This is a genomic window from Bradyrhizobium sp. AZCC 2230 (assembly GCF_036924495.1).
In the GTDB taxonomy this organism is placed as follows: Bacteria; Pseudomonadota; Alphaproteobacteria; order Rhizobiales; family Xanthobacteraceae; genus Bradyrhizobium; species Bradyrhizobium rifense.
Map to the genome: position 1 here is coordinate 495725 of NZ_JAZHRS010000001.1, position 23814 is coordinate 519538.

The window sequence follows — 23814 nt, forward strand, 5'->3', positions numbered from 1 at the left end:
TTGGAGGCGCATTGAAACAAAAAGGGGACTCGACCGGAAGCCGCTAGCTGCGCGGAACTTCGGTTTCGCTTTCCGGCACAAGACCGAGCCGGGTGGCCCATTCCAGCGCGCCTATTGAGGTCGCGAGCTCCTTCTCTTCGTCGATTGACCAGAAACGAAGTTGGGCAGAGGAGGAATAGCTATGGTAGTTACCTGCGTCTCCGCCATTGGAGGCATTTGGCGGTTCGACAAATCCAAGCTTCGCCGATCTCGCTGAGAGGTCAAGAAACTCGGGGCTGGTAAGAGCATCGATTTGTTGAATTCGCCGACGTATCCATGCCTGGATGCTCTGCGCCCGGTTTGGATCTTCGGTCGTGGCGGTCTCCAGATGCGCGAGCACCGCGGACAGCTTTGATCGCTCAAGGAGCTGTTGGTGGATCGCATCGACAAATTCCAGACGGCGTTTTTCGCGAGCACCGAAGGCTTCCTCGCGCTTGCGGCGGAGTTCTGCTTCCCGGTATTGACGCTCGCGCTCTTCGTCGGCTCGCCGGCGTTCCCTGAGATGCGCAGCATGTTCAGCCAGACCTGCGATAATCTCCGGCAGCATTGTTTCGATGGATTGCGTCTTGCCATCTGAATACGAGCGTCGAAGCCCTGACCAGGAATTGGTGTGGATGACGATGGCCAGCCGTCCGGACGGGGAATAGTCGTATTGGGGCCAGGCGGCCCTCGAGAAGCCCCAGCGAAGATTGTCTGCGGATTCCGATGATCTCGCCCGGGTGTACCGATTTGATCTCGCCCAGGATTCCGAGATGATCTCGCCCACCATTCCGATTTGATGTCGCCCGGGGCGCGAGGCGTTCTGGCTGTCTGGTTTCTGGCATCGGCGAAGCCGCGTGGTCAATCTTGAATCGCGGCTCGAAGGACTTGTTTTTTGCTGCTCCTGCTGTGGGCATGTGGGCAACGCCCTTCGCGTTGTCCAAGCGCAGCGGCATGTCCACAGGGCCACGGGCTCAGGCCTTTCGGCCGGGCTTACGGGTTCGCCGCAGGCTCTCGCCATTGAGATCGATCCGGTGGGCGTTATGGACCAGGCGGTCGAGAACGGCGTCGGCGTAGGTGGGGTCGCCGATCAGCGCGTGCCATTGATCGACGGGAAGCTGGCTGGTGACGATGGTGGAGCGGTGGCCGTAGCGGTCCTCGAGGATCTCCAGGAGGTCGTGGCGGGCCGCGGCGTCGAGCGGCTCGAGGCCCCAGTCGTCGAGGATGAGGAGATCGACGCGGCCGAGCGCGCGCAGCAGGCGGGGGTGGCGGCCGTCACCGCGCGCCAAGGCCAGATCGCTGAACAGTCGCGGGACGCGCTGATAGAGCACGGAGCGATTGTCGCGGCAGGCCTTGTTGCCGAGCGCTGAGGCGAGCCAGCTTTTGCCGACGCCGGAGGGCCCGCAGATCAGCAGGTTGGCGTGGTCATCGATCCAGCGGCCTTCGACCAGCATCGTCAGCAGGCTGCGGTCGAGGCCGCGTGGAGTGCGGTAGTCGATGTCTTCGACGCAGGCCTCCTGGCGCAGCTTGGCGTATTGCAGCCGCTTCGACAGCCGCTTGTCGCGTCGCAATGACGCTTCGCGTTCGAGCAGGAGCGCGAGCCATTCGGCGTGGCCGAGGCTTGCGGCGTCGCCGCCGGCTTCGATGTCGGCGAAGGCCTTGGCCATGCCGTGAAGGCCGAGCGCGTGGAGCTGATCGAGGGTCGGATGGGTAAGCAAGATGAGATCTCCTAATTGTAGTAGCGCGGCCCGCGGATGTTGGGATGAAGGATCGGCGCGTCGTCCGCGGAGCGCTTGGGTGAAGGACGCCGATCGAGATTGTTGGCGAGGATCGATTTGACCGAGCCGTAGGTGCGCGCGCCGATATCGATCGCCCGCATGGCGGCGGCATCGAGCCGCTCGTGCCCGTAGGATCGGGCGAGCCGGATGATGCCGAGACAGGCGCGGAAGCCCTGTTCCGGATGCGCGCGCTCGTCGAGGATCAGGTCGCACAGCGCCGCGGTCGCCGGCCCGATCGAGGCTGCGTCCTTGCGGATGCGCTCGATGGTCCAGCCGGCGTAGCGCCGATGACTGGATGCCATGTGCTCCGGCACGGTCGTGTGCTTGTGGTTGCCGCTCATGCGCTGATGCGCGGCGATCCGCTCACCCTTGTGGAATATCTCGACGGTGCGGGCCGTGAAGCGCACCTCGACCTCGGCGCGGACGAAGCGATGCGGAACGCTGTAATAATGCGCCTCGATCTCGACGTGATAATCGATGCTGACCCGGCAGATCCGCCACTCAGCGAACACGTAAGGGCTCTCCGGCAAGGCCTGGAGTGCCGGCCGGTCGATCTCCTCCAGCAGCTTGCGGCGAGTGACGCCGAGCCGCCGGATCGGCCGCTCCTCGTTGAGCCGGGTCATTAACTCGGCGATCGCCGCGTTGACCTCGGCGAGGCTGTGGAAGATCCGGTGGCGCAGCCGTCCGAGCAGCCAGCGCTCGACCATGAGGACCGCCTGCTCGACCTTGGCCTTGTCCCGTGGCCGTCGCGGCCTCGCCGGCAGAATGGCGGTGCCGTAATGCGCCGCCATATCGGCGTAGCTGCGGTTGATCTGCGGATCGTAGAGGCAGGCCTTGATCACCGCGACCTTGGTGTTGTCCGGCACCAGCAGTGCCGGCACGCCGCCGATCGCCTCGAAGGCGCCGACGTGCCCGCTGATCCAGTCGGCGAGGCCCTGCGTCCAGGTCGCCTGCGCGTAGGTGAAGCTCGATGCGCCGAGCACTGCGACGAAGATCTGCGCGGTGCGCCGTTCGCCGGTGAACCGGTCGATCACCACCGGCACGCCGTCGCCGGCATAGTCGACGAACAGCTTGTCGCCGGCCGCATGCGACTGGCGCATCGTCACCGACAGCCGGCCTTCCCAGGCCCGGTAGAGCTCGCAGAACCGCGAATAGCGATACCCGCCGGGTTCGCCCGCGATGTACTCCTCCCACACAATCGACAGCGTCACGTGCTTGCGCTTGAGCTCGCGATGCACCGCCGCCCAGTCCGGCTCGGCCTGCCGCCGATGGCCCCGCCGGGTGCCCGGACCGGCTCCGGCGCTGGCGAACAGCCGGGCCTCCAGCACCGTGTCGGTGACGTCGTCTGGCAACGGCCAGGTCAGCCCCGCCGCCTCGAACCGGCGGATCGTCAACCGCACCGTCGAAGGCGCCGTCCCCAACCGCCGCGCAATCTCGCGGGTCGGCATCCCAGCCGACTTCAATCTGATCACTTCGCGCACGTGGCGCATCGCAAGCCTCTCCGTCGGCATCCAGGTCCCCCTTCGCAAAGCCGAAAGGCGGGACCGTATCGGAGCCAGAAGAGGCCTCGTCACCCCGGGCGACATCATCCCGGAATGGTGGGCGAGATCATCTCGGAATGGTGGGCGACATCAAATCGGAACGGTGGGCGAGATCATTCCGGAAAGGTGGGCGACATCGAGCGGAATCAGCAGATTGTCGTCCTTGCGCTTCAATTCAGCTGCGGTGGGCTCATGTGGTGTCTTCCGGGGCCGCTCTTCAACACCAAATGCAATTGCCACGTCTTCGGTCGCAAGATCGAGACCAGCGTCGCTGATCTTCGGGCGGTATCCCTCGGTTTCTGCAAGAGCGAAAAGTCGGGTCAGGAGCTGAAGAGCCCGGTCTATTGAGTTAGGTGCGATTTTGAGAGGGACGATTCCCCGTCCCTGACTGCTCTTGAAGCCCTGAGTGTCGGGACGGCCCTTGGAAATTGCCCGACGCGTCGCGCTCAGGATCGATGGCTCTTTCACATCGGGGTCGGTTAGGGCCGCTGCCGCGGCGGCATCCAGGTTCATTGACTGAAGCCGCTCCCGGACTTCCGTCGCCGCGTTTCTGACCTCTTCCGACTGGCGCTCCGATGTCCCACCGTTGATGTGCACCTGGTCGAGTTTTGTGCCGGTCAGCGTGGGCAGCGGCGGTTTCTTGCGAACCGGCTTGCCGTGCTCGAGCTTTGCCCAGTATCCCCGATCGGGGGTAGGGATCTTGTGGCGGTCGCAGGTCTTCTTGAGGGCTGTGCTGGTTACGCCATAATCGGCTGCAACCTTGGTCATCGGTCTTGCCCAGACCTGTTCGTAAAGTTCTTCGCGAGAAATGATATGCACGCACACCTCACAAGGCGCTGGGAGTCTCGTGGAGGGATTAGCGCAATCTTTGCGGACGTGACCGTGCCTCGCCGCACCTGTGTCACGTATCTGAAACTGTGTCCGTGAAGGTACCTACTTCAGCTTTCGTCGGCCCGATTGGCGAGGAGTCGCGCAAGTCGGGTGACCGGGGCCGGCGCGCCGTTTCGGTCTCCAGATCTGGATCATCGTGATTTCGACGACTTTTTCTTGCGTGGTGTCTGGGTCGCGCGCGAGGGAACATTCACGACGACCGCGTCCGGGTGTGAGGTCTGTCGAACGACGAATTTTGCAATAGTTGTTATGGTGCCGGCGGGCGGAAGCACGGCAATGCCCATGAAGGTCGAGTCCGGGCCAATGACAAGGCCCTTTATCTTTGTGGGATATAGCAACACAACACCGCGACGCTCCTTGCAAAGATCAGCTCCTGATTGCTTCAACGTGGGATTTTTGTGGATGCCCGCGATGCATTCAGCAACCAGCCGATGCTTCGGGTCAGAGAAAGCAAGGAATCTGCCGCCGCTCGGAGTTTCAATCCATGTGCGTTCAACACATGCAAATTTCGCTTTGGCGGCTTCCCACTGGCGCTTCGGCTTTTTTAGTTGCGGCATGATCACCGCCCAATCGTCAACGGCTGGATCACCCATTTCGCCACTCAAATAGCCGAGCTCGAGACTCAACAAATCGCTTGTTGTCCAGCGCATTCCCCGCAGCACCTCCAGGATCTCCTTGTGGGTGGCTACAAGCGCAAACGCGTCGAAGAGAGGGGTCTCGCCGACACCGTCAACCTTTGCCGAGAATTTTGTGGGCGAAGGCGGTCTGGTAGCGAGTAACTTCTCGAACAGGGAGGCGTTGTGCTCAACGTCACGCTTGGTCAGCCCTGTTCGCTCGATCCACTGACCGCCAAAATTCTCTGCAATGAGCTGCGCGTTGAACATCTTGTTGGCAGGCGCCGGTCGCAACTGCGGGTGCGAATTGAACACGATAGGTGGTATATTCTTCGGCTTGACCGGCTTTGATCCGTCGGTTGGTAGTGCGTAGCGAGCGAGCTGGTTCCGGAATGCCTCCTCGTCCCGGCAGATAGCTTCGAAGGCGCGGTAGAGGTCGAGCGTCTTCTTGCCCTTCTTGTCGAGCGGCTCGCTGCGACCAAGGTAGAGTCTCAGAAGGTCATGGTACCCACGCCGGAAACCGTACCATCGGCCCATCTGCAGCAAGGTATCTTGCGCGGTGGACCGACGACGGAAGTACGAGATTGTGAGGCCTTCGACCGTGTATCCGCGGGACAGCTTCGCTCCGCCAACAAGGACTTTCCACACCGGCCGCAAATCAAAATCCGGGTCGTCCGCCTCGTCGCTGCCGTTCACAATGTAAACGGGACCATCGTCATTCTCGATCCTGCGGATCGCTTCGGCAATATCTCCATACAATTCGTCGAGAGAGGGCGGAAACGGGAGGGCCTGGCCACGAGCCTGTGACACGGGCAAGAAATCATTCTCGAACAGGGCGCGCAATCGAGCAATGCCCGCACCTCCGTCGTAGCCGGTCTGGCGCCAGATCGACCGCAGCAACTTTGCCGCCGTACTCTGATCGGCCTGCAGGCTGCTCGAATGAACGAGCATCGTGTGGTGGGTCGCATCGATGGGGGTGCCGTTGCGAATCCGGTATAGCTTCAAAGCGCCGCTCAAGACGAAGGCATCGACCGCTTCGGTTAACCTGTCGTCAGTCTCCTTCTTGGGGCGGGGCACATCACGCACAAAGGCCCGTTCATTCGAGTTGGAAACATTCTGCTCTTCGTCGTCGAACGTTTTATCGAGGTCGTGAAAAAACGAGACGCCGATGTAGTCGTTGGGACGTGGCAGCGACAGAATAAAGTCTTTCGGAAACAGATCCTCAGCGTCCAGCGTCGAGATAAATACGTTCGCGAACGGCGTTGCCGTGTAACCGACGTACTGACCGCGAGGAAGAATTTTCAGAAGGTCTCGGATTCGATCATTGGTCGCGGTCACGCGCTTTGCACCGGTAGTCCTGGGAGAGATTGTATTCGGAGAAGCCTGGTCTGACTCATCGTCAATCACGAGTGCCGGGACTTCGGCGAACAACTGGCGTCCGATGCGCGCCATATCGCGTATCAGCTTCCGGATTATCTGCGGATGCTTCTTTATGACAAGCACGCGTGCTCCTGCGAAGGGCAGGTTGGCAGGGTCAAACAGGGGCAGTTTTGGAACGCGCTTTTCAATTTCGAGGCTTACGATGCCATGTTGCAGGCTCCGGAATTCCCCAGCGGAGCCGGCTCCCGTCAGGCGGACGATTCGGGTGCCACCCAGATCGACGGGCCGCCCGCCGTAGGAGATAAACCGGTCCCAATGAGGATCCGTTGCGTAGTCAAAGTCGGGGTCAATGTCATCCGTTGGCCTGATCTGCTCCTTGCCGACCAGATCCATATCGATGCGTCGCTGTGTCTGGTTGCGAAGCAGATCCGTCAGTCCCGAAAGAACGATGATAAGTCGATATCCTGCATCTATCGCCTTCGCGATGACACCGGTGAAGTTTGCTGTCTTGCCGCTTTGCACGTATCCGACGACTAGCCCTTTCGCCTGATAGGCGTCAGTTCGTTCAGGACTGGCCATCCGCTCGAGTACGTGATTGGTATTCTCATCAAGCTTCTGTACGGCATCAGGCCCGAGGCCTCGAACAGCCAGGAGATGTTCCTTGTAATGTCTCCAGTAAAAATCCTGCTTTTGTCGTACTTCGTGACTGTACCAGCGTTGAAATTCATCAGAGATCAGCGTAGCCGGTTGCGACGGTGCAAAGGGCAGGCGGTCGTCGAGAGTGGTCCGAACCGATTGGCCCACATTAAGGACGTCATAGATCCGTTCTCGCCGCTGTTTGGTGTTAGGTGTCGATCCGGCGGTCCAGTCTCCATCTGACGCGTCCCACGCGACCAGCAGATAGCGTAGCCGGTTCACGACCGGGTCTGTTTGGTCGGCGGCTCGCAGATGCTCTGTGAGAGCAGCTTCATCTGGAGCCTGACCATCTGCAGTCAATGCCTGAAGCAGGGGCATAAGTGGCCGCGGACGGGACACTAGCGCATTGAAGCACGCGATCACGGTGTCGATCTGGCCTGACGTCAGCATGCGTCATGTTTCCTTCTTGCCGGGAAGGATGTCCAAAAATGGTTTGGAACCGTCTTCGACACCCAGCCCCTCCACGTCGATGTCATACGAGACATTTGTCACCCGTGCCTTTATGCCCGGATCGAGCGTGAGGTTCTCGAGTGACAGCTTCGGAAACGTCTCATCAACCGGCACGAGAACCGGGAGCGTTCGAAACAGAAATGGCGTGGTGTAGTAGCTGTCATGTTCAAGCCGCCAGCCGCCGTCCCTGAGCTTCTCGAGGAGCTGCGGCTCCAGCGCAGGCGGGACCTGCCTTCTGGCCTCTTCGACCGCAGCAGAAAGCGAGCGTCCTGACAGTCCTCCAACCGTTAGCTGGAGGGACAGTAGATACAAAGGCCTCCCTGGCGATGGCTGGAGCTGGGTCTCGGACTGAACTGTGTGAATACGTCGTTCCCGCGTTGTTGTTTTGACTTCAATATCGTAGTGCTTGAGCGAAAAATCATGCTCACCTGAGTCCGGTCCCCTCCAGGAGGCAAGTGCAGCTGGCCAGCCCAGGTCGTCCGCGATGCGAGCCAATGCCCAGATCTCTCCAAACAGACCAGCCTGTGCCGGAATAGTCAGCACAGGGCTCTCTGCAAAGAGGCTCTCCCAGTTCTTTAACGAGTCCAGAAGCGCAACATTCGGGGATTGACCGCGCAGCTGAACGCGATCAGCCAGGCTGCAGGCGAACGCGTAGAATTCCTGGTACGTGCTGTCTTGCTGCGTCGAAACTTCCAGATACCGCTCGCCATCGAAGGCGACGCTCGCCGCGGAGAGTTCATGGAGGTGCAACGGTGGTACAACGCCAGACCATGCCAGGCGTAAGCCGACGCGGAATCCTCCGGACTCGGTGAAGAAAACAGCACGTGGAGAGCCTGGAATGACGACGAGTGCGGGGTTGCCGCTGTCGACGAGATCCCTGAAATCACTCCAGTCCTGATGTCGTGAAGGTTTCATCACTCTTCCTCGCGCGCTGCCGCGACCAGTGCCGCCTGATAGGCTTCGAGTCGTTGTCTCTCCATGCCACTCTGTCGCTCGCCATGGAACAACTCTTCAGTGAGCAGATAGAGAAGGGTCTTCATAACCGGCAGATCGGCAGATGAGGCAGGGCGTCCAGCGAGGAGAACGCTACGAAACCTCTTGTTGAGAAGAAGCTGATCGCTGTCGCGATCAATCTCGAAAAACGTATTCCGGGGAAGAGTTGCCCACACGACGTCGATGGTGTGACGAGGTATTACAGAGCGTGTCGAGCGTACTGACTCGGCTACGGCAGCGCGAATGCCTCTTCCCGGGGCAAACACCGGATCCAGCTTTCGCTCCGGCTTTGAGCGGTATACGACCTGCGCGCGTTCGACGAACTCCGGAAACGTGGTGCCGTCTGATGATCTGGCATGCTCAAGAGCGTCCACGAACGAGCGCGGCGCGTCCACTGCGGCCTTGTTGAAACGGACGCTGAAAAAGTTCTGAAAGCGTTGCGGTAGATCAATGGCGACTCTCGCAAGCGAAAGGTGTGGTTCGCCATCTTCGCGATAGTTATTCCAGCCGCCCGCCTGAAGAAGGCGATCGTTCCTGTAGAAGTAGAATCCCTGCCGGCGAGCGACCGAGCCGCCGCCAAGCTTGTAACCAGCCTCCTTTGTTCTGGCTGGCCATATGTGTGCATGGCACGTCAGGTCTCCGACTTGCGGAATGGTGACTTGAAAGTCCTTGGGATATTTTCTTGATCCGGGATGGGTGTAACTGAAGGGATCCAGAGGTGTTACCTTGAAGTCAGGGCTTAGCTGGCCCGTCTGAACGTTGAGTGTATTAACGAGTATTTCCAGCTTAGGCCTGTCACCGGCTAAAAAGCGGTGTAATTGCAGTCCAAGATGCACCGTAAGTGTATTACGGGTGCGCTGAACGTATGCGTCCACGCGACCGCTGGCTTTTCTGAAATCGCGGACTTGATCCCACCGGACGATCGTACCGTGCGATAAATCGAGACCGTTCAATGCAACGTCCAGCGCTTCGTCGGCAAACTGGCCGGACACGACGTCGCATTGCCATCCGCGTCGAGCCTCTTTTGCCTGCCACCGGCGACCAACCGCCGGGCGACGGTTGGCTCGCGATATCACAGTGAGATTGTCTGCCTGGCTGAGAGAAGCGGCCTTCAATCCCATCCCGTACATACCGAGATCGCCGCTCTGGTAGGTCCTTTGGCCCCCGAACTTCATGGCACGATCGATCTCGGCATCGCTCATGCCGCGTCCATCATCCACTACATCCAGACTGTGCAGTTCGTTATCTGTACGGACAAAGCGGACGAGGACGCGCTTCGCGCCGGCATCTATTGAATTGTCGATGAGGTCTGCGAGCGCGGCTTCCAGGCTATAGCCAATATTCTGGAATGCATCGACGACTCTTGCGTCTGGCTCGATAACCTTTTGCCCTGTGATGGGCACATCCTTAATCCATACCCTTGAATCCACTTAATCCCCCTTTGAAATCGCGTTTCGACCAACATTGTCGGTTATTCAGGCATCCGATGGCGCCGGCGCATTGTCGGCTTGTTGAAAAAATTGTGCGACTGTCCGTCCCGACCAGTTGTGCTCAGGACATGTAATGCTGTTCGAAATACCGGTGAGCAAGCTTCCCGGTAAACTGATCGAGGTTGTCCTGAATTGTCAGGATACGACACTGCTGCTTGCCGCCGTTGGCCGGGCCACGCAAGCCACGTCCCACCATCTGCATGTACAGGGACGGACTGAAGACCGGCCGTGCAATGACAATCAAATCAGTCGCGGGTGCATCGAAGCCGGTCGTCAGGGCCGAGTGATTGCAGAGCACCCTGACGTCTCCTCGTCGGAACCTGTCGATAAACCAGCGTCGCGAGCTTCTGTCGGTCTCTCCCGACACTGCTGCTGCTTGAATTCCGAGCAAGGTCAGTCGCGCAGCAAGACGGTTTGCATGCGCAACCGAGGTTGCAAAAATCAGGATCGACTGCTCAGACGCCGCTGCGATGGCCGACAGAATTCGGTCATTCCGCTCGGGATCATTTCCGAGCCTTTCCATTGCGGACTCGGGCAGTCGATGAAATGTCTCGAGGCTGCGGATTTCCTCCGGTGTCAGCTCGAACCGGTCGTTCATGTCCAGACGAGTGTATTTGAACCTCGCAAGTACACCTTGCTCCTGAAGGTGTTCGAACAATGTTGACTGCGTCTTCGGAATCAAGCGCTCATCGAAGCGCCGCGCGAGCTGTTTGCTTTCTTCCTCATTGAGACCGCGGAATGGTGTTGCGCTCAGTCCCACGATCGGAGGCTCCTGCACTCCGTCTGTTCGATCCGTGTTCAGCCAGCGAAGAGCACCGGTATATGATGGAGTGAGAGCGTGGTGACATTCGTCGATAACGAGGAGTCCCGGGTCGCCCGCCCAGGCCAGGCTGCTGCCGACAGTGCGAGAACTCAACGTCTGGATCGAGGCTACGATGACCGTCGGCTCGCCTGGCCGGGATGGGCTCGGATTTGCTTGCCCGCCCCAGAATCGTATCAGTCTTAGCGTGTCACCTTGGGATCCGCGGTTAGGCCAGAGCTGGCGGAAGCACTGGACGGCCTGTTCACAAAGCTCTTCGGACTGCGCGATCCAGAGGACAAGGCGATTTGGACTGGTGGGAGCCAGAATGCGAGTTACGGCAACCTCGGCAACGACTCTGGTCTTGCCGGCTCCGGTTGGCAGGCTGACAACACACCGGCGCCGCTTCGCACCTGTGTCAGCAAATATTCCATCGAGGCTGGCTGCGACGTCTTCCTGAAAATCATGCAACGGCTTGAGAGGAAACGGTCCCGGGACCGAGAGCTCCGGTTCGCTGCGACGATTCGGGGGGGTAGCAAACTCGGGCGGAAAACCCAGAGCAGCAACAAATTCTGCCGCCGCCTCGGAACCCCAGCGCGATGGTGGATCAAGCCCCTCCGCGGTCATTGCGTCCCGAATTGCCGGGCGCGTAAGGAGGGCTGGGCCGAAGAGGGTGACCGCCATGCGAGCGAGTTCTGTGGATGAACCCTTCAGTTCGGCAATAACATCTGCCTCGAACAATCCCAGTATGGGGCCAGTCCCACCAGTCGCGGCAAGCAAGCGAGCTGGAAGGTCGGGCTTTGCTGCAACGAGACGTCGACGCGCTGCCGGCCCGGAGAGGCGCATGCGGTCCATGGCACTGGTGTCGCGGATCCAGCCAAGTGCGGTCGCGCCATCTGCCAGCATTCGCAGTCGATCCGCCCAGGGAGTTCGCGCGAAATCCTGGGTGCAAATGAGTATCCTGTTGTCTTGAATCGCCCACGGGATCCTATGCCCGGCTCCGCCAATGGTCTGGCAGAGATCGTCAACAAAAAGAGCGTATGCGTCTTGCGCTGCCGATTCATCGAGCACGTCCGCGAAAGCCGGCTCAACATCGATGAGGCGTTCAGGAACCCTGCCTTCGCACGGTTCATAAGAAAGTCCTCCATCTGCCTCCAGATCAAGGGCGCCCGCCTCAATCCAGAGCGCTGCCATAACGAGATCTGCGCTGATGGAGTTTAAGCCTGCATCCATAGCAAGTTTTGCGTCTCGCGGAGAGCGAGCAAGCCGTACGTTATCTATGGGTACGGGCCCCTTCGGAAATGCGACCAGTTGCGGAGCAAATCCCTCCTTGGCTGCGAGGACATAGAATGGGAGGAGAACCTGAGGATCCTCCTTCTCATAGGCACCGTAGTTCAGCCATTTGGGCCAGCTTTGCTCGTTGCCTAAACCTGAGTGCCATCCGGTACCCGCTCTTTTGATTTGTTCGAGGGCGCGACCGAACCGGACGAGAGAAGGCAGACATTGAGCTCGCGCGTCGCCCTTCGCGCAAAGCAGCGCCTGAAACTGAAGGGTGCCCCCGTCGTTTGTGACGATGCCTCTCTCGAGCAGCAGGGACCAGAGGGGATGTGGATACTCTTGCTCGGCCCATGCGTGAGGTCTGCTGGAATGTCTGAACGTCACTGTATCAAAGTTGACGAAGTCTTTCTCCTGAAGCTGGAGCAGGAGCCACATCGTCAACTTCTCACGGGCTTCACCTTCGAGAAGAAGAAGCAGCTGCCAACCAACGGGCATATCGAACGCATCAGGCCGAAGAAGGTAGACGTCAGGCCGGTTGCCCAGTTTCTTATGATAACGCTCCCTCCATTTGCGAAGCCAGCCGTCGTACCATTTGCCTGCAGCGGTGTTGTCGTAATCATCTGCATCAAAGGACGACCATCGCAGCTTCTGCGGCAGTTCCAGATCAAGAAATTTCAGGAAGACTTCGTCGTTTCGGTGAAATTCCGTATCGAGAATAATGGCTCCGAGTTCGGTCCGGGCAGGCTCCTGCAAGTCGCTCGAAAGCTCGTCGAGGAAAAGTGGATCGTACCGGACCACGTGTTCCGGAGCGTTCCAGCCCCTCAGAGTCCGAACACAAACAGAGCGCGTTTTCAGCACGTCAGCGGCGTCGGAGCGCGGCATCCTGCGCAGCAACTTCCATACGGCGGACCAGTCTTTCTCACGCTCCGCGCGCGAAAGATATCCGTCCATCAGACGTTGCCAGTCCGCCTCGGCGTCTTCGCTGACGTGAAACCGGTCCTGGAGGATCCGTCGCGACGCCGTGTGAGAAGCAACCAGCGGATGGACAGGATGTAGCGGAGGTTCCGTGTCAGGATTGAGGGCAACGTTTGGTGCCGTCGTCAGGCCGCCGGTCTCCGTCAATATCAATGGCAGCTTTTCGCGGATGCTGTCCCAGATCCAGCCACTCACAGCTTTGGCGAACAAGTCTGAAAGGGCGAGCACCTCAATGGCCGTCTCGGGATCGTTGCTGGCCGTCATCGTCAGCCATTCCACCTGTTCGGTTCTCTGAAGGCGATGTCCGGTGGCGGGCAGTGTTCGTGCAAGCCTCTCGGCAAGCTGGTTCAGTCGTCCGGAACGGGCAGGCGAGGAAGTGCAGCTTGGGTGCACATGAATTTCACATGCTTTCGGAGAGGCGAGTGCTGCCCAGTGCTGTATGACATTTGTTGAGTCGAGTGGCGCCCGCCTGAGCTCCGCAGCTTTTTTCAACTCATTGTCGCAGTTTGGAAGCACCGGCTCGTCAATCAGCCTGTTCCAGAGCGAGTTGACAAGGGGGGCCGCGGTGTCGGTAGTCGTGGGCAGCTCGCGGGGAAATGCATCGAGGGCTGCCCCGGGATCCTCGTCTGTAGCGAGCTCGCTGAGGTGTGTCACGATGAGCTCGGCAGCAGCTTCCATTAGCGCCGAATTCCATGGTCCAGGGATCAGGGCGGTGCGATCGCTGTTCAGTTTCCACGGCGCGTTAAGGATTCCTGACGTGCGCGTCTCTGTTGATGTTGGAAAGAATGCAAAGAAACGCCCGACATCGCGCTGTGTGCCGACAGGTGCGGCCCACACCAACGGCACGTGATCTCTGGAATGCACAGAAGTCGCGTCGTGTAGCGCAGCCTCATTCGTAATATGCACGTCCGTGTGGAACAGCTTCCATCGTTGCGGAGTGCTTCGCTCGGATGCCTCATCTTCTATGACTATGCTGCCATCGCCGGTCGTCCGGCGTCTCAGGCAGCGCTTTATCGGACGGGCTTCAAGAACCAGTTCAACATCGCACGGGAGGAACAGAAGGAATTCAGCGGGAAACCGGGATATCTCGTCGGCTATGGCTTCGCGTGCGCCGTGTGCAACCAACTCTGCAAATACGATGGTCGTTGCCCAGTTGAAGGCATCTGCTCCCTCGATGGTGCCTATCGTTTGGTCCCAGGCTGAGGCGTCGGCGAGCCGCAGACCCGGGGCAGGGGCGTCGGCCGCAAGACCGACATGTCGGCGGATCCGGTCTCTACATTTTCGCGGATCGAAGCAAAGGCAGACCGAGCGGCTGAGTACTTCAATTCGACCGCCCAAACGCAGAAGGGATTTGAAGCCGAGGCCGAAGCGGCCGATCTGACCCGCACGCTTGCCCGAAGAGTGGGCGTTCAGAAGAGCCCGCACGCCCGCCTTGTCGACCGGCAGGCCAGTGTTTGCTGCCCAGAGTCCGAGCGCATCCGCGCGAATCTCGATGCGCCCGAAGCCTTGTTCCGGATTCATCTCGGAAACTGCGTCAGCTGCGTTTTGGACCAGCTCGGCAACCTGTCGATAGGCGTAGCCGCCGGCGATTACGGACGTTTCGATATTGGCGTGTTCTTCGGCGTCGTGTGGTGCACTGCGGTAAGCCGCCAGCCTGTCCTCACAGAGTCGGCGACTGTATTCGACGAGGGCCGATTCGGTGTGCGACAAATGCTGGTCCATCCCCCTGTATTCCTTTCACATTTGACCGGTTTTTGAATACATCATAAAGTTGCATAAGGGAGCAGTCGGGGGAATGGAACGAGAAATTATTGTAACCAAGGCGGGGCGCAAGGTTGAGAGTATCCGTCGATCGATACGTTTGACAGCAGGCGGCCCCAGCGTTGCTTACCGAGGTCGTCTTTGGCCGCTTGTCGGGCATTCGATTGATCTCGCAGGTGCGTCATTCCAGGCAGATGCGGCCGCCGGAATTGGAGGCCGCAAGCCCGATCCCTCGCAGGACGCGGTCGTCATCGCTCCGGTTTCTGATCGAACACTGGTCGTTGCTGGTCCGGGAAGCGGAAAGACGGACGTCGCTGCGCGCAAACTGATGCACCTCGTGGGCAGCGGAACGGCTTGCGGCAAGATTCTGGTGCTCAGTTTTTCGCGCAGTGCGGTCCGGACACTTACGCAGCGCATTCAGTCCATTCCCGAAGGGGCAGACGTGACCCTGGAGGAGCTGCGCCATCTGTCGATTCGAACTTTTGACTCGTGGGCCTTCCGTGTGCTTCGGCTCAGAGGATATTCGCCGGCCGACCTTCTGGTCAGACGTCATGACGAAAACATCGCTTTGCTGACGGAGCTGCTGGAAGGTCCTTCGAAAGAAGAGCTCCGACCACTTATTGGCGACAAGGCTCACGTCATTGTCGACGAGTTTCAGGATCTGCCCGGCGTCCGCGGCAGGATGGTGCTGGCGCTGCTCGATCTGTTGGCTCCTGCTGGACTTGCCGGAGCGGGGTTTACCGTGCTCGGGGACCCAGCGCAGGCAATCTACCAGTTTGGAGCCCGAAAAAATCCCGGGGACGGGGCCGTTGGAATAGATTACTGGGAAGTTCTCAAAGCGCGCTATGCCGAACAGCTGAAGCGGGCCATCCTCACCCAAAACCACCGGGCGTCTCCTGACATCGCGGCTTTTGCTGCGGAGCTGCGAGGGATTCTGGAGAAGAAAAAGCTGCCGGATGCGAAGAAACTGGCTCTCGTCCGCGAACGGCTCTCCAGATTGCCCGAGGTCGACCCCAACTTTGGGCCCGCCAGCTTGGAATTCGCAGCCAAAGGCAACGCTATTCTCACAAGAAGTAACGGCGAGGCCATCCGTGTCGCCCAAAAGCTCTGCGGCAACAGCGACAAGCCCCCCGACATCAGCTTTCGGCTGGTCACGGCTGGACGGAACGAGGCTCCTCCCGGCTGGATCGGCGCGATACTTGGTCCTTCAAAGTCAGGCGCAATCTCCAGGCAGATGTTCGATCGAATACACGGGCACTGGTCTGCAAAACTGGACCATGCCGTCGTAGAGGCTCTGGCATTGCCGGACGCCCGGACGGCATGGGAGAGACTCCTCATTGCATCTGGAGCTGACAAGCAGGCTCCTTCACTCGACATCTCCGATTTGCGTAAGCGGCTCGACTGGCCTGACGCGTTTCCGGATGACGAAGGGGTATCGAACGAGAATCTGCTGATCACAACCATTCATCAGTCCAAGGGACGCGAGTTCGGTTCGGTCGTGCTTCTCGATCCCGGTGAATCGTCAACGGAGCAGGAAAACAAGCACCCTGATGAGGAAGCATTTGTTGATTTCGTAGCGGTGACTCGTGCACGAACCAAGCTTCAGCGTCTCTCTGCCGATTCTATTCATTCACCTCCAACCAAGCGTTCGTTTCCCCAGTCGCGGGAGAGACGCTGCCGCTGGTGGCAGGGCTGGGTAAATCTCGAGGCCGGAATTCCGGGTGATGTGCTGGCGGAAAGCTTTGTCGATCCCGCCGTGCACGATTCCATCGATGGCGTCCAGGCGCTTCAGACATTCCTGATCGAGAACAGTGCGCGACTGACCGGACACAGGGTCGTTCTGATCAAGGTCATGTCTGGCCCGAAACAGGCGAGCTATGACATCCATCTTCAGGAAGATGGGGAGCCCGCAAGACGACTTGGAAGATGCGGTGGCCAGCTCGTGAAGGATCTGCTTCATCTGTTGTGGAGCAAGGGCTACTCGCTTCCGGGGAAACTCTTCAATCTTCGTATATCTGCAGTTCGCACACTGACCTCGCCGGGCGACGACTGTACGCATATTGCGGCGCCCTTTCAGGCGAGCAGGCTTTGGCTGGGCGTCGAGCTCGCGGGTACAGCTGATTTCAAATCATTCAAGAGGAGCAGCTAGCAAGTGAAAACGTTTGAGGTCCGGTCGGAACTGATTGCTCTCTCATCAGCGCTTCTCGCCGGGCCGCTGGCTTCAGATGAGCTTTTGCAAGCCGCCCCCTCCGACACTTACCTTACGGGAATTTTGTGGCCAAAGGGGGAGCTGCTTGAGGCCGCAGAAGACGAGAGTCTGAGCGACGGAGCCGATGCTGCCGAGGAGGGTGCGCGCGATCAGGGCGTACCGGGCTATCGCGCGATGCGTCCGTGCTCAATCGGGATCACGTTTGCTGCCGATGCGAAACGGCAGCTTCATGTTACGCTGGCGGAGACAGCCCGATATAAACCCGAGCAGCGAGGCAAGGTTCGGGACTGGTTACGGCAACCTCTGAATTACAGTTTCACTTTGTCGACGGATGGAGAGTCGCTTGCCTGGCGGATCAATCGGTTTGAAACGCCAGCAGGCTCTGTGGATGATCCCGACGTAACCGTGCATGTGCGCAGGCGCGTGCGGAAGGATCACACGGTCTTCACTTTGACACTGATCAATACTGCAGAAGAAGCACCAGAGGGAACGCCGCGCGATACGTGTTGCCTTTTTCAGGCTGGCCTGTTCGTTGCGTCGAAGGGCAAGAATCTGGCTATTTGTCCGAGAGCGGAACTGCCTCCGGCAGAAGGAGATGACGATGCATTGTCAGCAGCGCTTCTCTACCGGCATGCACGTGAGTATGCCGTTGGCCACGGGATAGCTGCGAGCTGGAGTAAGCCCGAGAATGAACGCGTGAGTAGCGTTGCAACTTCGTGGTTGCCGATAGCAGTCGTGAAGGGCACGAGTGCCGACGGTCATACGATGCTTGCGGAATTTGATCACAAGAACAAGGACGGAGCTTATCCGCGTCTTCTGGATGCGGCCTGGCTCGAGCGGACAGACGATCGACAGAACGTTATTACTGCTCTGGGGGCATTCGTCTCCACCTACGAGCAGTGGATCACTCAGACACTGGTCTCGGCGCTTGGCCCGCTTGAGGGGTCACTCCGTCCAGCGGCGGAACGCAATCTGGAGAACTGCAGGATTGCCGCAGCCCGTATGCGCGCCGGTGTTTCTGCACTGGCTGATCCATCGGATGATACGGCCTGGCGCGCCTTTACACTCGCGAATTCGGCAATGGATCGGCAATCAAGGTTTGCAGTCCGTGCTGACCGCGCCCGGCCTCTGAGATGGCGCCCCTTCCAGCTGGCTTATATCCTTATGGTATTGCCTGGTCTCGTCAAACCTGATGACAAGAACCGTGATACGATGGATCTCCTCTGGTTTCCGACCGGTGGTGGCAAGACGGAAGCCTATCTTGGACTGACTGCCTTCGCGATCCTGCTCAGAAGACTGCGCGAACCGCAGCGCAGCGCATCACACGGCGTGGACGTGCTCATGCGCTACACGCTCCGCCTCCTCACAGTTCAACAATTTCAGCGAGCTGCGTCATTGATATGTGCCTGCGAGATGCTCCGGATAGAGCGGGGCGATCTCGGAGCAAAGCCAATCAGTATCGGGCTTTACGTAGGCGTCGACACGACGCCGAACAAGCTGGCCGCTGCTGCTGAAGCGCTCGCCGGCGAGCACAGCGGGGCGGATGTGCGTTCAACACCGCGTCAGCTCCCGCGCTGTCCCGTCTGCGGCACCGCTCTTCCTGCCACATCGTGGACGATGTCGCCCGGCGATACCCAGGTCCAGCTTCGCTGTGCAGCAGCTGACTGCTCGACTCACGGCATGGTTCTTCCTGTCCTGACAGTGGACGAGCAAATTTATGCCGAGCCGCCCTCACTACTCATAGGTACAATTGACAAGTTTGCGCAGCTGCCAAGACGAACCGATATCAGAAGCCTGTTCGGCCTGGGTGGTGGATTGCCACCCGATCTGATTATTCAGGACGAACTGCATCTCATCTCGGGTCCGCTCGGAACGATCGCGGGTCTGTATGAAACTGCTATCGACATGATCTGTACGCGAGGAAAGCTCCGTCCGAAGGTGATCGGATCGACTGCGACAATCGGTCAGGCGGAGCGGCAGGTCAGGGCACTCTTTGATCGCTCCGTGCTCCAGTTTCCACCGCCGGGTTTCAGCGCAGATGATTCCTTTTTCGCTGTGCGCGACGATGACGGTCCCGATCGGCTGTATGTCGGAATCTCGTCTGCTGGTCGAAGCCCCAAGTTCGCGCTTCAGGCGGTTGCCTCGGCGCTCCTGGAGGCGGCTTCCTTGCTGCGGGCGCGGCCGGACGTATCTCCCGATTCAATAGACCCGTTCTGGACCTGTGTTCTCTACTTCAACAGTCTGCGCGAGCTCGGCGGGGCGCACGTACTGATGCAGGACGACGTTCCCAGACAGATGCAGTTTCTTGCCGGGCGTCTTGCGAAACAACCGCGAGACCTGGCCTACGAACCAGTCGAGTTGAGCAGTAGGGTACAGTCCCGCGATCTGCCGGCCATTCTGGTGGAGCTCGAACAGCGACTTGGTGGTGATCCGAACGATCCGTACGCGCCCGAGCCCAAGGACACGGTTCTTGCGTCGAACATGATCTCGGTCGGCGTCGATATTCCCAGGCTTGGATTGATGGTCGTCAACGGTCAGCCGAAATCCACGGCTGAATACATCCAGTCGAGCAGCCGCATCGGCAGAAACATCGAGGGCCTGGTCGTGACACTGTTCCAGTACGGCCGGCCACGGGACCTTTCGCATTTCGAGCACTTCTGTGGGTATCACTCCGCACTCTACCGGAACGTAGAAGCCACCAGCGTCACTCCGTGGGCACCGCGCGCGCGCGACAAGGCACTGCATGCAGTATTCGCAACGCTGGTGCGTCATCTCCTGGCGGGCATGGAGCCAGACGAGGCCCCGGTTGATTTCCGCGCGGACATGCCAGGCATCAAGGATCTGGTTGATGCTATTCTCGAGCGTTCGCGCTCCTCATCCAATGACATCGAAAGACAAGAGACGGAGGAGCAACTGGACGCAATTCTTCGCCAATGGGCGCTGCGAGCGCAGGATGGGCGGTCCGCTGGCACCAGGTTGCTTTACTGGGAGCGCAAGGCGCCATTCGGCCGTAGCGCCCCGCATCTGATGTTCGCTGCGGAGGAAGGCAACCGTAATACCGCGCTTTCCTGGGCGACGCCAAACTCGATGCGAGAGGTCGAGCCCTCAACTGCGTTTGTCCTCCAGCGGAACGGGAGGACCTGACGATGGTCTCCCGTCCGCGTCGTCCTGCTGCAGGTCCGGGGCAAAACAAGCCAGCTCCCGCGGGCGTGGAGCCGCTGGGTAGTGTACGGCGGTCGCAGCTTGTTTCTACATTCGGCATCGGGGCAATCGTCGATCTCGAAAAGGGATCGTTCATGCCTCTCGGCCAGGAGGATTGGGAAGCTGCAACACGCAGCCCGGCTCTCGCCATTTCGGAGGCACGCCTCGAAGCGCAGCTGGGCGTGAATCATTTCAGACTTCCCCCTGTTGCGGAGCAGATCCCTCTGTCGCGTCGGGTCAATCCCGCGTCGACGGCTCCCGCCATAAGGTTTCCCGAGTGGCATGAGTGCCCGCGTTGTCATCGTATTGGCCAGGAAGGTGAACCGTTCGAGCTGGATGAGGACGGCAGCAGGCTGCGATGTCTCGCTCATGGCACTGGAGTAAAAGCGTACACCACTCCGGTTCGCTTCGTCCTCGCATGTTCCGCGGGTCACATCGAAGATTTTCCCTGGAGCTGGTGGTCTCATCGCCAGCGCCAGCAGGGAATCTGTGCCACGCCGGCGCTTTACCTTAAGTCGCACGGCAAGTCTGCGTCGCTCGGTGATCTCTTCGTCGAATGCAAGGCTTGTAACAGCAGAGAGTCGCTTGGGCAGGCCTTCAGCGCCGGCAGCCTGGGTAACCGCAAGTGTGGTGGTCACAGACCATGGTTGCGCGACCGGGAGGGTGACTGCAGCGCTGCTCCCCGCGTGATCCAGCGCGGTGCCTCTAATGTCCATTTCTCTATAGTGGCGTCCGCCCTGTCAATTCCGCCGGTATCGGACGCCGTGTTTCAGATCATCGACCACCACTGGGACATGCTCGAGGCGCTGCCGGTAGAGGCACTCAAGCCCGTTCTCGCAAGCCTGGCGCAGCGCTACGATACAGACCCTGGACCGCTTGCAGCTGCGATCCGCACCAAACGCGGGTTTGCTTCCGGCCAGGAAGATCTGAGCGATCTTGCCACTCGCGCCGATGAGTATGCGGCCCTTTCGGCTGCGCGCAATGACCCTGTGGTGGCGGGTATCGTTCCGCATTTCCGCAACGAGATCCTTCAGCCGCCGCAATCCTTGCGTCCCTGGTTCGACCTTGTCGGAGCGGTATCCCGCCTTCGCGAGGTCCGGGCTCTTGCCGGCTTTTCGAGGATCGAACCGTACCCGGTGAGTACCGACAAGATCGAGGATGCGATTGCTGCGAAACGGATTGCGCCGATCGCGAGAAGCAAGCGTGCCTGGCTCCCGGCTGCTGAGATCCGGGGTGAGGGCGTTTTTCTTCGCTTTGACCACGAGCGAGTGAATGAGTGGATCGCGAAATCCGGCGGGCTCGCCGAACGGGTAGCAATCATTGACGCCCAGTCGGCAAGACTGGCTGCAGAGCGGGGTTACGAGCGCAGCTATTCCATTACCGCCCGGTTGCTTCTGGTGCACTCCTTTGCGCACGCGCTGATTCGACAAATCACGATCGATTGCGGATATTCGTCGTCGGCACTTCGTGAACGCCTCTATGTCGCCGAACCTTCCGGTTCCGATCGAGCGATGAACGGGGTTCTGATCTACACGGGATCCCCAGACTCCGACGGCAGTCTCGGCGGCCTCGTAAGACTTGCGGATCCAGAGTTGCTGGAGGGTATCGTCATCCGAACAATCCGGAACGCCGGGTGGTGCGGGAGCGATCCTGTCTGTCTGGAAACCGATCCGGCTCAGGCGGGTGATCGCGTCAGTGGAGCTGCATGTCACTGTTGTCTCCTCGTCCCCGAAACTGCATGCGAGAAGTTCAATCGCGAGCTTGATCGCGCAATGCTGGTTGGTGACGCAGACCGCCGGTTTCCTGGCTATTTCGGCATGGAAGGAGAACTAAACTGGCTGTCCTGATTCCAGATGTCCCAAAGGACTGCACTCTCAGCGAACGACTGGTTTACACCCGTCTGGGCTCCGAGCTTCCGGAAGAATGGGTCATATTGCACTCACTTGGCGTGCACGGCCACAGCAAGAAGATCTGGGGCGAAGCGGACATTGTAGTGCTGTCGTCCAGAGGATTCTTTGCGCTGGAGGTAAAAGGAGGCTCGGTCAGTTGCTCTGATGGAATCTGGCATTTTGGTCAACCGGGGCGCGGCGGCTACACGAAAAAGGAAGATCCCTGGACACAGGCCAAGGACACAATGTTTGCGATCAAGGATCGGCTGTACGAGGCTGATCCGGCGTTTGGCAAGCTGTTGTTCGGTTATGGCGTCGTAATGCCAATGGAGACCTTCACTGCAACCGGACCCGAGATTGAGCCGGCCGTGCTGCTGGACAAGCGCGATTTTCGTCAAAGTCTTGCAAGGTACATCGCGCTGCTCGAGCGGCACTGGAGTGTTTCGTGGAAGGCGACGCGGGGATGGTCGGGTGACCCGCCTTCGCCGGCGCTGATCCGAAGGGCGCGTCAGATCCTCCGTCCCGACGTCGAGTCGGCATTTAGCGTTGGCGGCTTTTTGACGGCCGTGGAGTCAAAGCTTCTGCAGCTCACGAATGAGCAAATTCGTGCTTCGAGAAGAATGGCTTCGAACCCGAGGACTATTGTTCGTGGCAAGGCCGGTACCGGAAAGACCGTCATTGCAGTTGAGCGCGCGAGGCTTTTGGCCGGGCAGGGGAAGCGCGTTCTCTTTCTCTGTTTCAATCAACTTTTGGCTTCGCACATAAGGTCCGGGTTGGCGAAGGAACCAAACGCGTCGCTGATTGACGTTCGGCACGTTCATGCGCTCTACGCCGAAGTCATAGGCAAGGCCGGGCTGTCGGGCAGGCTTGCCCAGGTCTCGCCGGATCCGGGTTTCTATGCCCACCAGTTTCCTCAACTGTTTGTGGAAGCCGTGCTGGCGCTTGAGCTTGAGACCTGGGATGCGCTGGTGGTGGATGAAGCTCAGGATCTCCTGACCAGTGACAATCTGGATGCATTCGATCTTATTCTGACGGATGGCCTTGCGCGGGGACATTGGCATTTCTTCCTGGACCCGTTGCAGAATATCTACGACAGCGACGTTCAGAACGAGGCTGCGGCGCGTCTCTCTCCGATCTTTCCAGCATACGATGACCTGTTTGAGAATTGCCGCAATACCAGACAGGTTGCGACCCAGGCGTCCATCATTTCAGGCATAGATTTGGCGTTGCAGGGAGCGCCGGATGGATCGCCCTGTGACAATGTGTATTACGGTTCGCCGGCCGATGCGTTGGCAAAGCTGGACGAGATTGTAAAATCGCTCACTTCGAGGGACGTAGCTCCGGAAAGCATTGCGATACTCTCGACGCGTCGCCGCGAGAATTCGGTTTTAGCCGAACGAACCTCGGTCGGGGGGCATCCTCTCCTGGATGCTTCGGATATCGGCGTTGGGAAGGGAGCAGTACTGTTTTCTACGATGCATGCGTTTAAGGGTCTTGAGCGCGCGGTAGTTATTGCGATCGACATGGAGGAGATCGGTCAGAAGGAAATCTCGATGTTGCATTATGCTGGCCTGTCCCGGGCTTGCGGATTGCTGCGCGTCCTGCTGCCAAAGGGCGCCAAGATATCCTATCAGGAACAAGCCGCCTCATTCGCGCACCGGCAAACGCTCGATCGGGACCTGATGGCTTGATCTAGGCAAAGCGACCGAACTGGCTTCAGGGGCAGCTCCTTCCCGACCACGGTAGGCTGGCCGAGGAGGTGAAGTCATGTACGCAGCTCCAGGTCAGCCCAATTCAGTGCTCCTTGAATGCGCTGTTCGGATCTGCGGGAAATGAGCTCGAAACAGACCG

Annotated in this window: 12 protein-coding genes; 4 read left to right on the forward strand and 8 right to left on the reverse strand. The window is 59.4% G+C overall.

Annotated elements, in window-relative coordinates; genetic code table 11:
• Positions 1 to 43: 43 nt before the first annotated feature.
• From V1280_RS02315 to V1280_RS02350, 8 genes are all read right to left on the reverse strand, one after another.
• Complete coding sequence (locus V1280_RS02315) at positions 44 to 808, reverse strand: hypothetical protein (protein ID WP_334518608.1); 765 nt, start codon at positions 806 to 808, stop codon at positions 44 to 46.
• Positions 809 to 992: 184 nt separating this feature from the next.
• Positions 993 to 1736 (reverse strand): IS21-like element helper ATPase IstB, encoded by a 744-nt coding sequence (gene istB / locus V1280_RS02320; protein WP_334518610.1) that lies wholly within the window; start codon positions 1734 to 1736, stop codon positions 993 to 995.
• A gap of 11 nt (positions 1737 to 1747) precedes the next feature.
• On the reverse strand, positions 1748 to 3286 hold the full coding sequence (gene istA, locus V1280_RS02325) for an IS21 family transposase (protein WP_334538124.1): 1539 nt from the start codon (positions 3284 to 3286) through the stop codon (positions 1748 to 1750).
• Between the two features lie 141 nt (positions 3287 to 3427).
• Positions 3428 to 4156 (reverse strand): hypothetical protein, encoded by a 729-nt coding sequence (locus V1280_RS02330; RefSeq protein WP_334518612.1) that lies wholly within the window; start codon positions 4154 to 4156, stop codon positions 3428 to 3430.
• Positions 4157 to 4359: 203 nt separating this feature from the next.
• Positions 4360 to 7308, reverse strand: coding sequence for a Z1 domain-containing protein (locus V1280_RS02335; protein ID WP_334518614.1), 2949 nt, complete (start codon positions 7306 to 7308; stop codon positions 4360 to 4362).
• Positions 7309 to 7311: 3 nt separating this feature from the next.
• On the reverse strand, positions 7312 to 8283 hold the full coding sequence (locus V1280_RS02340) for a PD-(D/E)XK motif protein (protein WP_334518616.1): 972 nt from the start codon (positions 8281 to 8283) through the stop codon (positions 7312 to 7314).
• Positions 8283 to 9791, reverse strand: a complete 1509-nt coding sequence (locus V1280_RS02345; RefSeq protein ID WP_334518618.1) for an ATP-binding protein — start codon at positions 9789 to 9791, stop codon at positions 8283 to 8285. Before V1280_RS02345 ends, V1280_RS02340 begins: the two co-directional genes overlap by 1 nt.
• 121 nt (positions 9792 to 9912) lie before the next feature.
• Positions 9913 to 14625 carry a DEAD/DEAH box helicase gene (locus V1280_RS02350; RefSeq protein WP_334518620.1) on the reverse strand — a complete coding sequence of 1571 codons (4713 nt, stop codon included), beginning with the start codon at positions 14623 to 14625 and terminating at the stop codon, positions 9913 to 9915.
• A gap of 73 nt (positions 14626 to 14698) precedes the next feature.
• On the opposite strand from V1280_RS02350, the gene V1280_RS02355 reads away from it, so the two are divergent.
• From V1280_RS02355 to V1280_RS02370, 4 genes are read left to right on the forward strand one after another with little or no spacing between them, the layout of a single operon-like run.
• Positions 14699 to 16813 (forward strand): UvrD-helicase domain-containing protein, encoded by a 2115-nt coding sequence (locus V1280_RS02355; RefSeq protein ID WP_334518622.1) that lies wholly within the window; start codon positions 14699 to 14701, stop codon positions 16811 to 16813.
• A gap of 3 nt (positions 16814 to 16816) precedes the next feature.
• Positions 16817 to 20017 (forward strand): helicase, encoded by a 3201-nt coding sequence (locus tag V1280_RS02360; protein WP_334518624.1) that lies wholly within the window; start codon positions 16817 to 16819, stop codon positions 20015 to 20017.
• A 2-nt stretch (positions 20018 to 20019) separates the two neighbouring features.
• Positions 20020 to 21921 (forward strand): DUF1998 domain-containing protein, encoded by a 1902-nt coding sequence (locus V1280_RS02365; protein ID WP_334518626.1) that lies wholly within the window; start codon positions 20020 to 20022, stop codon positions 21919 to 21921.
• 38 nt (positions 21922 to 21959) lie between these two features.
• Complete coding sequence (locus V1280_RS02370; RefSeq protein WP_334538126.1) at positions 21960 to 23654, forward strand: nuclease-related domain-containing DEAD/DEAH box helicase; 1695 nt, start codon at positions 21960 to 21962, stop codon at positions 23652 to 23654.
• Positions 23655 to 23814: the final 160 nt, after the last annotated feature.